The sequence below is a fragment of the Nocardia sp. NPDC050630 genome (assembly GCF_044457245.1).
In the GTDB taxonomy this organism is placed as follows: domain Bacteria; phylum Actinomycetota; class Actinomycetes; order Mycobacteriales; family Mycobacteriaceae; genus Nocardia.
Genome location: NZ_JBITGN010000031.1, coordinates 1 through 13,723, shown reverse-complemented (window position 1 = coordinate 13,723; position 13,723 = coordinate 1). Strand labels below are relative to the sequence as shown.

18 protein-coding genes are annotated in these 13,723 nt (G+C 65.9%); 1 reads left to right on the top strand and 17 read right to left on the bottom strand.

Features of this window, described 5'->3' with window-relative positions:
• Positions 1-36 precede the first annotated feature (36 nt).
• From ACIBG0_RS38820 to ACIBG0_RS38745, 16 genes are all read right to left on the bottom strand, one after another.
• Positions 37-480 (bottom strand): hypothetical protein, encoded by a 444-nt coding sequence (locus tag ACIBG0_RS38820; protein ID WP_397040089.1) that lies wholly within the window; start codon positions 478-480, stop codon positions 37-39.
• Positions 481-708, bottom strand: coding sequence for a hypothetical protein (locus ACIBG0_RS38815; RefSeq protein WP_397040087.1), 228 nt, complete (start codon positions 706-708; stop codon positions 481-483).
• Complete coding sequence (locus tag ACIBG0_RS38810) at positions 705-1,802, bottom strand: phage Gp37/Gp68 family protein (RefSeq protein WP_397040085.1); 1,098 nt, start codon at positions 1,800-1,802, stop codon at positions 705-707. The genes ACIBG0_RS38815 and ACIBG0_RS38810 overlap by 4 nt, the downstream gene beginning before the upstream one ends.
• Entirely contained in the window at positions 1,799-2,809 is a 1,011-nt protein-coding gene (locus ACIBG0_RS38805; RefSeq protein ID WP_397040083.1) for a DNA translocase FtsK, read from the bottom strand. Before ACIBG0_RS38805 ends, ACIBG0_RS38810 begins: the two co-directional genes overlap by 4 nt.
• Complete coding sequence (locus ACIBG0_RS38800) at positions 2,809-3,117, bottom strand: hypothetical protein (protein WP_397040081.1); 309 nt, start codon at positions 3,115-3,117, stop codon at positions 2,809-2,811. The genes ACIBG0_RS38805 and ACIBG0_RS38800 overlap by 1 nt, the downstream gene beginning before the upstream one ends.
• The gene (locus ACIBG0_RS38795) at positions 3,114-3,773 is read right to left on the bottom strand and encodes a hypothetical protein (RefSeq protein ID WP_397040080.1); all 660 of its coding nucleotides are present in this window, start codon (positions 3,771-3,773) and stop codon (positions 3,114-3,116) included. The genes ACIBG0_RS38800 and ACIBG0_RS38795 overlap by 4 nt, the downstream gene beginning before the upstream one ends.
• Complete coding sequence (locus tag ACIBG0_RS38790; RefSeq protein ID WP_397040079.1) at positions 3,770-4,918, bottom strand: recombinase RecT; 1,149 nt, start codon at positions 4,916-4,918, stop codon at positions 3,770-3,772. The genes ACIBG0_RS38795 and ACIBG0_RS38790 overlap by 4 nt, the downstream gene beginning before the upstream one ends.
• Positions 4,915-5,745 carry a PD-(D/E)XK nuclease-like domain-containing protein gene (locus ACIBG0_RS38785; RefSeq protein WP_397040077.1) on the bottom strand — a complete coding sequence of 277 codons (831 nt, stop codon included), beginning with the start codon at positions 5,743-5,745 and terminating at the stop codon, positions 4,915-4,917. Before ACIBG0_RS38785 ends, ACIBG0_RS38790 begins: the two co-directional genes overlap by 4 nt.
• On the bottom strand, positions 5,742-7,313 hold the full coding sequence (locus ACIBG0_RS38780) for a DNA cytosine methyltransferase (RefSeq protein WP_397040076.1): 1,572 nt from the start codon (positions 7,311-7,313) through the stop codon (positions 5,742-5,744). The genes ACIBG0_RS38785 and ACIBG0_RS38780 overlap by 4 nt, the downstream gene beginning before the upstream one ends.
• A complete protein-coding gene (locus ACIBG0_RS38775; protein WP_397040075.1) occupies positions 7,307-8,092 on the bottom strand; it encodes a WhiB family transcriptional regulator in 786 nt (261 codons plus the stop codon). The genes ACIBG0_RS38780 and ACIBG0_RS38775 overlap by 7 nt, the downstream gene beginning before the upstream one ends.
• Complete coding sequence (locus ACIBG0_RS38770; RefSeq protein WP_397040073.1) at positions 8,092-8,472, bottom strand: hypothetical protein; 381 nt, start codon at positions 8,470-8,472, stop codon at positions 8,092-8,094. Before ACIBG0_RS38770 ends, ACIBG0_RS38775 begins: the two co-directional genes overlap by 1 nt.
• A complete protein-coding gene (locus ACIBG0_RS38765) occupies positions 8,472-8,630 on the bottom strand; it encodes a hypothetical protein (RefSeq protein ID WP_397040071.1) in 159 nt (52 codons plus the stop codon). Before ACIBG0_RS38765 ends, ACIBG0_RS38770 begins: the two co-directional genes overlap by 1 nt.
• Positions 8,630-9,184 (bottom strand): hypothetical protein, encoded by a 555-nt coding sequence (locus tag ACIBG0_RS38760; protein ID WP_397040069.1) that lies wholly within the window; start codon positions 9,182-9,184, stop codon positions 8,630-8,632. The genes ACIBG0_RS38765 and ACIBG0_RS38760 overlap by 1 nt, the downstream gene beginning before the upstream one ends.
• On the bottom strand, positions 9,184-9,630 hold the full coding sequence (locus tag ACIBG0_RS38755) for a hypothetical protein (protein ID WP_397040068.1): 447 nt from the start codon (positions 9,628-9,630) through the stop codon (positions 9,184-9,186). Before ACIBG0_RS38755 ends, ACIBG0_RS38760 begins: the two co-directional genes overlap by 1 nt.
• A 347-nt stretch (positions 9,631-9,977) precedes the next feature.
• On the bottom strand, positions 9,978-10,229 hold the full coding sequence (locus tag ACIBG0_RS38750) for a helix-turn-helix domain-containing protein (protein WP_397040066.1): 252 nt from the start codon (positions 10,227-10,229) through the stop codon (positions 9,978-9,980).
• Positions 10,226-10,522 carry a helix-turn-helix domain-containing protein gene (locus ACIBG0_RS38745; RefSeq protein WP_397040064.1) on the bottom strand — a complete coding sequence of 99 codons (297 nt, stop codon included), beginning with the start codon at positions 10,520-10,522 and terminating at the stop codon, positions 10,226-10,228. Before ACIBG0_RS38745 ends, ACIBG0_RS38750 begins: the two co-directional genes overlap by 4 nt.
• Positions 10,523-10,596: 74 nt before the next feature.
• On the opposite strand from ACIBG0_RS38745, the gene ACIBG0_RS38740 reads away from it, so the two are divergent.
• The gene (locus tag ACIBG0_RS38740) at positions 10,597-11,328 is read left to right on the top strand and encodes a hypothetical protein (RefSeq protein WP_397040063.1); all 732 of its coding nucleotides are present in this window, start codon (positions 10,597-10,599) and stop codon (positions 11,326-11,328) included.
• 1,035 nt (positions 11,329-12,363) lie between these two features.
• Here the strand turns inward: ACIBG0_RS38740 and ACIBG0_RS38735 are convergent.
• Entirely contained in the window at positions 12,364-13,569 is a 1,206-nt protein-coding gene (locus ACIBG0_RS38735) for a tyrosine-type recombinase/integrase (protein ID WP_397040061.1), read from the bottom strand.
• Positions 13,570-13,723 lie beyond the last annotated feature (154 nt).

Sequence of the window (13,723 nt, the reverse complement as noted above, 5' to 3'; positions counted from 1 at the left end):
AGACGACCTCCATGCGGGCGCCGTGGAGTATCTCGGTCATGCCGCCTCCGGAAGCTTCCGGCAGATCCGCTGGCCCGCACACTGCTTCGATCGCCCCGACAGGCAACTTTCCTCGACGGCGCGCATCTGCTCGATCGTCTTCTCGTCCCACTCGTTGCGGTAGTGGTCCCAGGCATCGGCGGCCGCCATATAGGCCGACCGGAACCCGTCGCCGAACCAGGTACGGCCGGAGAAGAAACGGTTCCTCCACCGCAGCCACATGTCCCTGTGGAACACGCACATGCCGGCGGGTAGGCGCACCGAGAACCGCTGATCCGGCAGATACAAATCGCCGCGGTTGTAATGACGCCAGCGGCGCCACTCGACGCCATCCCACGTAGACCAGACGGCCTTGACGTCCTCGGGCACAACGACGCCGAGATAGGTATCGGGCGGCTCACTGAGCTTGAAGCGGGTGGTGAGCCCGCAGTGGGCGGTCATCTATGGCACCTCCTTCGGGAACAGGTGCCCGCGCCCGCACTTCTCGGCGCAGGCGCGGCACTCGGCCATCCGCACGGGATGCCCTGCGGCGTCGGCGTATCCGGCTTCACCACCGGGGAATTCCTTGTGCTCCAGGTACAGGTCACCCGGCTTGATGTCCGGGCAGTAGCCACCGCATGCGACGTGCCGCTTACGTGCGCGTCGCATACGGGTGGTCACGGTCGTCACGAAGGCATCACCCCCGGGAACTCGTCCCATGTGCGGCCATCGAGCTGGCGGCCCGCGCGCTTCTTGCCGAGCCGAGCCATCAGCCATGTGCCCTCGGCGGCCTGGCGTTCCTCTGGTAGGACGATCACGCCATTGGGTTCCATCTGGGCGATCTCGCGGCGTTCGTCCACCTCGAGGATTACGGCGGCCATGTGGGCGTCGTCGACTTCGTCGGCGTCGCTGCCGTCGACAGCGCCGTACAGCGGTCCGATCGGAGCCCAATCCCCGTGCTGCTTGAAGAAATACGGGACGCCTGCGACCGTGCATTGGTCGCGCAGGGATCGCGCCCAGTCCGGGTGCATCGGCCGGGCACCCGGCCCGGTCTCGCCGCCGACCACGACCCAGTCCAGGCGAGGGCCTACCTCCAGCGGAGACATCAGCAGGCCATTCGGCGGGGTTGGCGTTGGCTCGCCCCAGTGTGGGCGGCCGGTGAGCCAGTACGTCAACTTCGGCCGATGGTGTCCGGTGTCGTCGAGCTGGCCGTCGAGGTCGATCGGGCCGAGCAGCGGCTCGGCCGAGATCCACCGCACTGCGGCAGGGGTGTCGAGCAGCTGCGGGATGCGGATGTCCGCCCAACGCTGGCTCTCGGTGCTGACTCCGAGCCAAACGTTGGGCAGCGGCCAGGCCGCGTCGTAGATGGCGGCGGCTGTCTCCTCGTCTGTTGTGTGTTCGAGCAGGTTCTGTCCGGCGTCGCCGAGCAGTGCGCGCATCCGGGCGGGCCGCTTCGTGAGGATCAGAAAGGTGTGCTGTGGTGCGGCGGCCATGGTGGCGAACACGCGCGCGATGAACTCACCCGGCACGTCGTCGTGGAACAGGTCGCTCATCGAGTTGACGAATATGCGCTCCGGTTTGCGCCAGCGCAGCGGATTGCCGAGACGCTCCGGATGCAGCTGCACGGGCAGCGTCGCCCCGATGGCGGGTCCGTCGAACTTGCGGTGCGCGATCCGCATCGGCGTCTGGCGTTCGATGTAGCAGTGCTCGCAGCCCGCCGACACGCGGGTGCACCCGGTGGTCGGGTTCCAGACGCGGTCGGCCCATTCGATTTTCGTGCTCACTGCTCGCCGCCTCGCTTGCGCAGCTCCTCGAGCAGCTCGGCCGCGCGGTCGGCAGGCACCAGCACATCGCGCGCCTTCGACCCGTCGGCCGGACCGACGATCCCGGCCTGCTCCATCAGCTCGAGCAGGCGCCCCGCCTTGGCGAAGCCGATCCGCAGCTTGCGTTGCAGCATCGAGGGCGAGCCGAACTGGGCGCTCACCACGAGATCGACAGCGTGCAGGAACATTTCGCGGTCGCCGCCGATCTCTTCGGCGTCAAGGTCGACGATCTCCACGCGAGCGTGCTCGGCGATCCGCTCCCCGTCGGCAGCGGCCACGATGGCGGGTAGGCGTCGATCCCAAGCCGCCGACCATTCGCGGCGCTCGATGCGGTCCTCGTCGGACAGGCGCCGCGGCATGACCGCACCGAGGAAGCTGTCACCACAGGAGACCGACAGCGCGCGGTTCGCCGACCGGGATTCGATCTCGAGTGTTTCCCCGTAAGCGGTGGACGCGGCGGCGAAGCGGGACAAGAACTCTCCAGCGACCGACATGTCGGTCAGCGCGGTCAGTTCACTGGCGCGCATCCGGGCCAGCATTCCCGGGATGGTGCACAGCGCGCCGCCGTCGGTGGGCAGACGCGGAACCTGGAAGCTGTGCCCGTCGACCATGCCGCTGGAGTCGGTGACCGTCAGGTGTTCCGGGGTGACGGTGAGCCGCAGCTCGTATTCGGGTGAGTCGTCTTTCTCCTTGCCCGCCTTGAAGATTCTCAGGATGTTTGCGATATCGCCGGGTGCCACGTCGACCGTGCACGGGTAGTGGCCGGGCCCGTCGTCGTGCTCGAGGACGCTGGCGATGGCGACCCCGGCGGTGTACATGTCGGTCGCTGATACGACGACGTTCTCGGTGTCGAGCACGACGCGGATGCGGTGGAGGGACAGGGATTCCGGGTCCGCGCCGGCGTGGACCTTGGTTGCGGTGAGAGCGTGGCGGAAGTCGGATGTGCCGACGGTGACGGTGGTGCTCATCAGATATCCCCGTTCGGTTCCGGGTTGACGATGTCGCGCATGTGGGCCTGGATGTAGGTCTCGGCGGGGGCCTGGTCGAGGATGTCGATCAGGGGTTCCTCATCCGGCCCGCCGAACGCGGCGATCACGTTGCCGACGCGCAGCTGCTCGACGAGCTGGCCGAGGCGGGCCTCGACAGCAAGCAATGCGTGCGCGACGGCGGCTTGCGTGACGACGGCCATGTCCAGCGGGTTGGCGCGGGCACGTTCGGCCTCCTCGGCGGTGATGGCGATCAGCCCCTCGGCGAGGGCGCGGTGATTGGCGCTCACAGAGCACCTCCGAAGATTCGGTCGTAGATGCGCAGCGCCCAGTCGGCATCACCCATAGCGGTGTGCCGGAGCTCCGCGGGTGGCGGCTCGACGCCGATGGCCCGGGAGATTGCCTCGGAACTCCACGGCAGCGTCAGCAGCTGTTCTTGTTCGTCTTCGGCGACTGCGCAGTCGATCGGCGAATCAGAGCAGGCCACGCTTGAATGACCATGCGCCGCAATGCCGTTCAGCCAGCTGACAGCCAGCGTCTCAACGTCGATCAGGTGGTAGTGCCAGGCGGGTGTGAGCCCGCTCGCGCGAAGCAGATTGGCGAGCACCTCGGCGTCGAAGTTCGGGACGATGCCCGCAAGGTGCGCGCCATGCGTGAAGCGAGCCACCTCCCGCGCAGCTTGGAAATCGGTCCGGAACTCGGATTCCTGCATTCCCTCGAACGGGGTACGGGCAATGCCAGAGAGGTAACGGCCGAGGGGATGACGACCATAGAAGCCGCCGACCTTCAGCCCGAACGGGTCGGCGGTGGACAGGTCGATCTCGACGAAGAACTCCATCCGGTTGTCGACGCCGTCGAATCGCCGGATCATCGCCACTTCCCACACCTTGCGGCCGGGATGTACGCCGTCGGTTTCGGTGTCTAGGAAGACGATTGGTGCGCTCACTGGGCCGCGCCTTCGCTCGCGTCGGCGTCGGCCTGGCGCTCGTCGGCGTCGGGCGGCAGCTCGAGGTAGGCGATCATCTCGACCGCCTCGGCGTGGGTCAGTTCCTTCGAGCTGCTGAACGTGCGCTTGAACTTCTCGCCGAGGACGAGCAGCTTGTCGGCGGGTTCGGCGACGCCGTGCTCGTCGAGCAGGTTGGAGATCTTCGTCTGCTGCGTCCGGGTGCTCATCTTCTCGACCGGTGGCGCGGGCTCCTCGGCCGGTTCGGGCGAGGCCTGCGCCGTCTCCTCAGCCTGCGGATTGTCCGGTTTTACGCCTTCCTCTGAGGGAGACTCGTCGGCCTTCTCCTCGGCGGCCGGCTGCCATTGCTGCACCTGCGGCGGTGCCGATGCCGCGGTGAGAGCTGCCGCCGACATCCGCTCAGCCTGCGCGCGAACCGTGCTCGGCTGCCCGTCGGGTTCGATGACCTGCGCGGCGTCCTCGAGCACCAAGCCCGAGAAATCCTCCGGGTACGCCTTGCGCCACGCCTGCGCCTCGGCGCACTTCGCGAGCTGATTCGCGGGCATCTTCGTCCACATAGAGTTCGGCGTGGCCTTGTCGCCGTAGCCCGTGGTCTGCACGAACTCGTCGTAGTGGGCGATACCGACATGAGGCTCGCCGTCGACCCAGATGATGTACTTCGCCACCGCCGGTGGGATCTTGCGGCCGTTCTCGTCCTTGCCGAACAGGGCGACCTCGGACCACCCGCCGCCGTTCTCGCCCTGCCAGAATGGGCCTTCGGTGCGGACCTTGTTACCGGCCTTGGCGGCTGCCCTGTGGCCGTTGAGCCTGTAGCCGTCGATGCCGGTCTGGGTCGTCCACTTCGTCTCCCACCGTTCGGGCCCCTTCCCGTACCCGCCGACCTTGGTGTTGCGGCCGATCAGGTAGATCTGTTTGTTGAACGGGTCGAGACCGGTCGTGCGGCACCGATGGAAGAACAGGTCGAGCACCGCAGTGGGGGCATCGTCGATGCCGAGCTCCTTCAGTGCGGCGACCTGCTGCGGGGTGAACCCGCGCTGGTCGGCGGACAACTCGATCGCCGACCGCGCGGCGACGCGGGCGGCTTCGGCTCCGCTACTGCTGTTGATAGCGATATCGGTTGTCGTCATCGGGCGTATTCCTCCATGCGGTAGAACTTTTCGGGCAGGTCGATGTGATGGGTGCCGACGCGGTGTGACGGCCAGGTGTCGGTGAACAGGCACTCGGCGTAGCCATCGATGGCGCGCCGGTTGTCGCGATCACCGAGTTCGACAGCGCGCAGCGGGAGGTCGACGACGTACACCTCGTAGGGCGGGTCGGTGCAGATGACGACGAAGTAGAAGTCAGTGACCTCGACGCCGAGGAGCAGCAGCACCCAGCGGATCCACGCTTCCTGTCGGTGGTATCCGTATTTCGCGCAGCTCCAACGGAACTCATCCGGACCGGACTCCGACGATGTCTTCAAGTCGTCGGCGATCATGGTTGTCGGCGAGGTCCAGCGGACCCAGTCGGGTCGCGAGCGCAGCATTACCCCCGTCATCGGATCCGGTGCCCACGCCGACAACTCGGGAACGCCGTCGGCGTGCAGCGCCTGGACATCCGGGTGCGCTTTCACGTTGGCGGCGGCGGTGTGCGCGGCGTCGAAATCCTTCGGACGCAACGGGATCGCGCCTGCCGCACGCGCTTTCGCGACCTCGGCCTTGGCGTCGTTGGACTGCCATTTGTCGTAGCCGGTGTCCCACAGCGGCGCGCCGACGCCGAGGACGAGCGTGTGTACCGCGGTGCCGAGGTCGAACGCATCCGATGGCGGCTTGGGGTTATCGCGCTCCCATCGCCAGCGGTGCGGGGTCACATCGAGGAAGCGGCGGGCCTGCGTCGAGGAGATCGAGCCGCGATCGCCGTGGTAGATCTCCTCGGGCACACCCGCATACAGGCCGGGCTTGGTCGGGGCAGTCATGCGACGACCCCCAGCGCTTCGGCGACCACACCCACGAGGTCCCGGGCGGCTGGCGGGGTCACCGCGTTGCCAGCCATCCGCACCTGTTCGCGACGGTTCCCGAGGACGACGTAGCCGCCGGGGAAGTCCATCGCGGCGACGATCTCCCGCGGCTCCAGCATCCGGAACCGGACATCGTTGATGTCGATTGTCGGCCCCATCGCGATGCCGTCGGTCTCGCGGGTGGTGCGCGTAGGAATCGGTTCGGCAGTGCTGGTCGCTTTCTCCCGCCAGGTGCCGCCAGATGGGGTGATCAGACCGTGCCGTTCAACCGTCGTGCACGTCGGCAAAGGCGCCGACACAGGGACCGTGCCGCCGCGCCCGTAGTAGGCGGTGACGAGCCCGTGGTGATTCCCGGACGCTGTGACGGTGGCCAACGGATCGGTGACGGGGCGGTGTTTGCTGCCACCGCCACGAAGTTCGGCCATGAACGCGGCAGGCGGGGAACATAGTCCGTGGTTTGCGCCGTCCGCGACCACCGTCGTGAGTGGATCGGTCGCGGGGTCCAGGTCACGCACCCGGTCCCGGAACTGGGTCAGGAATGCCCACCCGGTTTCGTTGCGGGTAGACATGGTGCGCAGCGGGTCACCGACCGGACGCGCGTGCTTGCCCTCCCTGCCCTCGACCGGCACCGCAAGCGCGTCGAGGGACCAGTATTTTTCGATGCCCGCTTGAATCCGCGCCATGGTTTTCGCGGCCAGCGGTTTCGCCCGGTCCCCGATTCGCTGCCCCAGCATCGACCAGTCGATGATCTCAGCAGCCGGGCGCACCGCTGGTTCAATAATCCTGTTGCGGCACTTGACGTTCGGGCACCGGTACACATACTGCGACCGATACCGGGCCACCGCCGCGGCGCCCGGCTTGAATGCCTGCATCGCCATTACCGGCCCGCACTCCGGGCAAAGCGCTGGCGGACGCAGGACGCGCTCGATGTCCGGGGCCGGGTTGCCGCGCCGCCAGAACACCACGTACAGCCGGTCGCGGGATTGCGGTGCGCCCGGCCCGAACAGCTGGGCGTGCATGCTGTTCAGGAACACGACCCGATGGTCGTAGCCCATCCCGTCCATCGTGGCCAGCCACGACCGGAACAGGGTTCCCCGCTCGGGTGACCATTCCGGTGCCCAGTCCACGGCATCGGCGACGTTCTCGACGATGATCGCCCGATACCCGTGCGCCTCGGCGAACCGCGGGACGTCCCACATGGTGGCGCGGGAACGTTCGGCAGCCTCATCTGGGAGCGGCGGTTCATCAGTGAACAGGTCTGCCTGCTGAACCTTCTTGCGGCCCTTCGCCTGCGAGTGATTCGTGCACTCGGGACTCGCCCACAGGATGTCGGTGCGCGGGAATGTTCGCGGGTCGGTGCGCGAGATATTCGCGCACCGGTGTGCAGCGTTCGGGTGGTTCTCCTCGTGCGTGTCCACGGCGAGCTGCCAGTGGTTCGAGGCGATCCGCACCTCGACGCCGGGGATCTGGATTGCGCCGCTGGAGGATCCGCCAGCGCCGCAGAACAAATCGGTCAGGGTCAGCATGCGGGCACCGCCGATCCGATGCCGGTCACCGCGAGGATGCGCTCGTTAGTGCTCCGTCGTATGCGTGGAACCGACCCGTTGGCGATCTCCCTGATCGTCTGCTCGGCGAGATCGGCAGCGACTGCGATGTCACGCACTGTGGCACCGCAGGCGCGCAGCTGCGCGATGTGCTCACGCGCGGCTGTGTCGGATGGCATGCCTAGTTCGCAAGGGCGGCAACGTGTGCGCCCCTGCTTCGTGGTGAAGGTGACTGCGCATTCGGTGCAGACGAGTTCCAGTTCGGCGGGGGTCGCCGTCGCCGTCTCCGTGCCGTAGACGGCGAGCAGAGCCCTCCGCCCGCCGCGATCGTCGAGGCGGTACCCGGCCCATATCCCGTACTCAATGCCGTTGTCGGCGGCGAACTTTCCGCAATCGTTGAGCACCGGGCACAGGGTGCATGTGATTCGCGCGTCCTCGGCCGGATCGTTCTCCGCCACCGGATGCCACAGCTCCGGGTCGTCCCCTTTGCACGCGGCTCGGTCCATCCACGCCGGGCTCTGCAGCGCCTGAGATGCGTCGTCCGCTGGCGTGGCAGGTCGGGGCCGGAGATCGCTCGGCCACTGGCGATTGTTGCGCCGCACCTTCCGTGGCTGCGCGCCATCGAGGCCGAGCATCGCGAGCAGCTTCGCAGCTTCCTTGGCGTTGCGAGCACGGCGCGCCACCTCGATCCGCGCCTTTTCCTTGTCGGCCTCGCTGACGGCGTCCGCTCGGATCTCGTCGAGCGGCGGGAGCTCGGCCATCAGATCACCCCGCTCGCCGTGTCGATGACGCGATCGCGGGCGTCATCCGGATCCGGGTCAGAGCCCGGCCGGACCGGGGCATCGCCGTCGTACTCGTCGACGGTCTCGTCCTCATCGGCGTCGACCGGCGCGGGCCCGACGTAGCGGACGTACACCTTGCCGTCGCGCTCCACGGCCTCGAACCAGCCCTTCGGAAACGTCTTGTACAGGCCGCGGTTGACGCGTCCTGGGACGACGTTCGCCGACGCGGGCAGCAACGGGCGCGGCCACAGAGCCCACTTCGGGCGCTCCTCATACAGGGCGTTGGCGAATTCCTCGAGCAGCGGGCGCGGGCGCGACTGCTTCGGCAGCCGTTCGAAGAAATGGAACTGGCGAGCCATCACCGCACCTCGCGATCATCAATCTCGCCGGACCAGTCGCAGCGCGCGCAGCCGCCGACCGCGCCCTTACAGAACGGGCAGTCACGGACGAGCTTGCTCGGCCCGAACAGTGCGGCATACAAGCCGATGCACCCGCAGATCAGCAGCACGACGTTCATCACTGCTCACCCGCCGGGGTGCTCGCGTTAGCGTCGCCGACTACGCGGATGCGCCATTCGCCGTAGGCGCCTCGCCATTCGCGGCGGCCGTCGCGGCGCTCTTTCTCGGCCAAGCCCAGACCGAGGGCGCAGCTTTCGGTCTCGTCGGATTCGGCATTCCAGCGGCTCATGCCGAGGAAACCATTCCGAACCCGACCCCAGTGCAGCTGGGGATTCGTTGCGATGAGACGCGCGAACGCCGCGTCACCCTCGCGACCGTGCGGGCGGATCTCCTCGATGAAGCGCTGCAGGTATTCGTGCAGCGCTTGCCTGACGGCGTTCTGCTGGGCCCGTTCGCCATCGATCGTGGGGTTCTGTTCGGCGAGTCGGGCACGCACGTCTGCACCGATCCCCGTGGCGGTGTCGAGGATGTCCTGTATCCGTGCCGCGATGTAGTCGGGATCGCGTGCTGTCGACTCGTCGACGGACGGCAGGTAGTTGTCCTCGCGGTACACACGCAACCAGTCGGGGATGTCGTCGGCGTGGTTCGGGGTGATGGCGTCGTTCGTGTTCATCACTCACCCACCACGGACAGCAGCCGGTCTCCGGTGGCGCGCGCCTCGATCTGCACGCCGGGAGCGTGCGCGGCGAGCACCGCCGCCTCGGCGAGCAGCTCGTCGAGGGCGATCGTCTCGAAGCCGAGCTTGGCGATGACGGCGCGGACCCGGTCCGCGTAGTCGGTACGGCGTTCGCCGTCCAGATCCTTCGCCAGCTGGTGCAGGATTGCGACCGCGGTTACCTGAGCAGGAACCTCCGGCTTGGATGCGAGCCGCAGCCGCTGGGGTTCGGGCTCGTTGACCGGCTCGAGGTCGGCCGGTGCGCAGATGCGCCAGTCCGACTCGGGATCGTCGTCCTCGCACACCAGCGACGGGCGATTCGAGGAGCCCGCGAACTTGGCCACGGTCAACTCTTCGCCAGTGCTGCGCAGGCGCACGCGCTGGCCGATGTGGAATAGGGTCATGGTCTACACTTCCGTTCTTGTGTGGAAAGCGGACCGCCGAGTTAGGCGCTCGGCGGTACGTTTTTAGGGGTTTGGCGCGACACCCGGCGCGAGGTCGGAGGCACCCACGCCGGGCGTCGTGATCCCCAGGGCGGAGCCGGGGGACGATTCGAGACCGGGGCAGCGATCCTCGGAGTGCCCCTGGCGGAACGCCTTTCCGCGCGTCAACGGATGGTGCTCACAGTCCGGATGCGCGCGACCGGGATCGACCAAGCCGCATGGTTCCTTCGGACATGGGCAGGCATCCTCAATCGCAGTGCCGGTCCAGGACCGGCCGCAGTGCTGGCCGAATCGACCGGGCTCGGTGCTCATGCCGCACCGCCGGTACGCAGTCGACGACGGCTGCGCGAGCTGAGCCCGGACGGGTCCGGCTTCGCCGCGATCACGGGCACCGCCATGGAATCGATCGCGGCCTGGATGTCCTTATCTGAGACCCGCCAGAACTTGCCAGCCTTGCGGCCAGGGAGCTTCCGGGCGCGCAGCTGCTTGACGTACCAGTCCTTGGTGACGCACAGCAGCTCCGCCGCCTGCTCTGGGGTGTACAGCCGTGGCGCGGTCATCTCGTCGCCCCCTGTTGGTGACGCGGCGCATAGCTGGTGTCGATCAGCAGCGGGTCGATGTCGTACACCTGCGCGAGCGCGTCGAGCATCTCGCGGCTAGCCCCGCGATGTCCGAGCTCGATTGCCGACAGGGTGCCTTTCTCGGGCCGGACGCCGGTCTGCTCGCCGATGCGGTCGCAGACGGTTTCCAGCGTGAGGTTCATCTTCCGTCGCAAGGCGGATAGGGGAATGTGCGGAGCCACGACCCGTGGTCTGGGCTGGCTGCCATCTTCTTCGGCAATCTTCCGAGCCATGCCCCAACCCTAGGGCAAACTTCCCCCAATTACAAGACAACCTTTCGGCAAACGGTAACCAGGCGGATGCGGCCTTGCATTTGATCTCGCGGCAGGTCACAGGACACTTCCCTGTCCTGAATCGAGGACTTTTGTTTGCCGAAAAATTGGGTTCTACTTGTGACATGACGACACAGGGCACGCACGGAGATCCGGACCTTGTCCGGTTCGGCCATTTGGTCAAGGTGCGCCGCGCTGCTCTGGGCCTGACACAAGAGGAAGTCGGCGCACTGGGTGGCCCGAGCGATACCACCTTCACGAAAATCGAGAATCTCGACTGGAAGCCCGGCCGCGCAGGAACATTGAAGAAGCTGGACGCCGGCCTTCGCTGGCAAGAGGGTAGTTCGGCGCGCATCCTCTATGAGGGCGGCGATCCGATTCCACTCAACGCCACAGCCGCGGAGTCGAGCGCTTTGCGTAGCGCCGCCGAACTCGCCATCGAGCTCACCATCCTGATCGAGGCAGGACTCCAGAGCGCATGGTCAGTACTGGATGCCCAGGACCCTCGGGCACGGCGGACGATTGCCGAGCTGGACGGGGCGGCACAGGTCGCCGAAACGCTGGCGCTTCAATTAGCCGACAGCGGCGAGGATTTCGCGCGCCAGCGTCGGCAGATGCGTGAACGCATTAGGGGTAGAGCGGGAGGGATCTACTCAGACGCCGACCCGATTCCCGCAGAACCGTCCCGCGACTGGCAGTTCCGATCACCGAGCGCGGAAAGCGTAGCCATCGCCCGTGCGGCAGCCGAGTCCGACGAGACGGGATAGCTGACCTCGGCGACGAACCCAACACCGCCGAAATGATCCCAATGTGGACCGACAGGCCCATGTAGCCACGCATATGCGGCGGCGTCTTCCAGGTGCCGCATATGCTCTGCGCTCACGCCGATGCGCGGTACAACCAAAACCCGTTGCAACCCAATAAGAATGACCCCTATCACCAGCTGCCCGTCATGCGGTAGCAGATGCCCGGATGGGGCCGAAAACGCTACACCCAGCACCAACAACGTCGGGTCAAGGCCGGTTGGTGTGGCACTCTCGTCCATGGCAAAACCAGTCTCCCTCATCGCCGCGCCGTTGCGGTGAGCCCCGACTTGTCCCGCTTCATGCTCGGTTTGACTCTTTTGATGTTTCACCGTCGTGCTGCCCTCACGCGGATCGCCCAGTCGCCGTGTGCAGCAATCTCTCCGCACGGGCTCCAGCTCGCCAACGCCACGGTCTCCGCGAATTCACCTCGCGTAGAACTTGGCTCAGGTATCTATCTGGTCACGGGTCCATTTCTGGTGACGGCCTATCTCCATCCGTGTGCACGTAGCCCACCTCTCCAGCTATCAGCCCCGACCGCCGCGTAATTTACATCTCAATATTGCGAGTCAGATAATAGTTTCACGTGGCTGACTTGGGTAGATGTGGTTTGACGGCTAGCCGTCCGAACTCTCCGGTCCGGCAACGGATTTGATCTACTGCTATTGCTTGGCTACTACATACGTCATGGTCGGTTAGGTGATCCTGAGCGGGATGCGCTTGCAGATCGGAAGCTGCGGTGATGCGTCAAGTACACCAATAATCAGCGGTCTATTTTCACTTCAGATTGCCTGACCATCCGGATGATGACGACATCCAGCAACCTTAATGTCAAGATTCGGCAAAGATTCTTGTCGCCCTTGGTAATTCATGCCTACTGGTCGGTTATCCCTGCGGGTTCCGGAACCTGGCACGGCAGTACAGGATTCAACGCCAACGCGGCGAGGGGTGCGTGAACGGGATTTTCCGCGCCCACACAAACCTCGCCGCGAATACCCATCACGGATGATCAGATTCGGCATCCTGACTGGACGCGCCATGTACGGCTGTCCTGATCAGCGCGCGGGAGATCGCGGTGGACGCCCGGTGTCCCGATCGCCTATCCAAATGCCCGTACACATCGACCGTGGTCTTGATGCTCTCATGACCGAGATGCGCACTGACATCAGTGATTTCCGCGCCATTGTTGAGCATCCACGACGCGCAGGTATGGCGCAGATCGTGGGGCCGCGGTTTCTTGCCCAGCCTCTCGGCTACCGCCGCCATCGCTGGTTTCCATGCCAGGTTGTGGAACTGCTGCGGGATGATGCGCTTGTCGTTGCGAGTGCGGAACAGCAGCTGGTCCTTGCCGCGCCCGGCGAGCCTCAACTCCTCGATCGTTTCCGCCGGCACATTGATCGTGCGCCAGCCGCGCTGCGTCTTCGGGCCGCCGAGCTTGAGTTCCGCCGTCCCTGTGTACTTCCACGCCTTCGAGATCCGTGCGGTGTAGAACACGACGCCGTCCTCATGCGTCTGCCGACTGATGTCGCCCACCCGGATCGCGGTCGCCTCCGAGTAGCGCATGCCGGTCGTTACAAGGAACAGCACGAGCGGGCGCCACCGCTTCGGCACAGCCTCGTACACGATGTCGAACTCTTCCGGTTCGAGGAACACGCACTCGCGTCTACCCTTCGGCAGCTTGGTGTCCTCACACGGATTGAAGGGCATCAATTGACGTTTCACCGCGGAGCGCAGGCAGCCGGAGAGGAACCCGTGCTTGTTGGCGATGGTCTTCGGCGCGTAGCCGTCGGCCTCCTGCTCGTTGACCCACTCCTGCACGATGCTGTTGTGCTCGGCGGTGGCGGTGCACAGCGCCGCCAATGGCAGGTCCCCCATGGCCGGCCCGATGTCGTTGACCATGAAGCGGCGATAGCGGTCCCTGGTGGCCTTCTCCACACCTGTTATGCCCTTGATGTAGGTCTCGGCCCAGTTGTCGTTGAGGGTGACGACTTTCTCGTGCTGCGCGGCCTCTCCGGTCGCGAGGATGGCACGGGCCTGCTCCGGCCCGACCTTGTCGAGGATCTTCTGCCATGCCAGTGCTGCGGCGTGATCGTCGAATGTCACTGACGCCTGGACCCGCTTGCCCTTGGCCGGGTCGAATTCGCGGAACAGGATCTGGGTGCCGGTCGTGCCGTCGGCGCGGGTGTTGATGCGGACGCTGGACATGCTGTGCGCTCCATTCAGGAGTCGTTCAGCACCTCTCGATTCCCCCGAAGAACCGTACAGGTGTTGATGGGCACTGTTGATGGACCATTCAATGGTGCCAGAACAGAGCCCTGACCTGCAGGAAAATTGTGGAGCTAAGGGGAATCGAACCCCT